We start from the raw sequence: 406 nt of genomic DNA on the forward strand, positions 1-406 counted from the left end.
TCTCAACCGGCACCTGCGGTGAGAGTCGGTTAGCGCGTCGCGACAACCCAACACCTACATGTTGGTGCGTTCGCACGAGCGGGCGGACCCGTCGCCTCCTTAGCTTGCTTCTATGCCTAGAACTGGATCCCGACTCAAGACCGCCGACCTCACCGATCGAGTTGTGGTGGTCACCGGCGCCGGCAGCGGTATCGGCCGCGAGGTGGCGCTGTTGTGTGCCCGGCGGCACGCCCGCCTGGCGCTATGTGACATCAACGAGGCAGCGCTCGACGGCACCGCCGGAATGGCTGAGAAGCTGGGCGCCGAGGTGCTGACCTATCAGGTCGACGTGTCCGATGCCGATTCGATGATTCGGTTCGCGCACGCGACCTTCGAACATTTCGGCCAGGTCGACCTGTTGGTCAAC

At 64.0% G+C, this 406-nt stretch carries 1 protein-coding gene; it reads left to right on the forward strand.

The window, feature by feature from the left end; genetic code table 11:
• Positions 1–163: 163 nt before the first annotated feature.
• Positions 164–406 (forward strand): SDR family NAD(P)-dependent oxidoreductase (locus RNB18_RS53050; RefSeq protein ID WP_311721183.1); only part of this gene is annotated, 243 nt, incomplete at its 3' end.

The sequence above is a fragment of the Streptomyces doebereineriae genome, from assembly GCF_031845645.1.
GTDB lineage: Bacteria > Actinomycetota > Actinomycetes > Streptomycetales > Streptomycetaceae > Streptomyces > Streptomyces canus.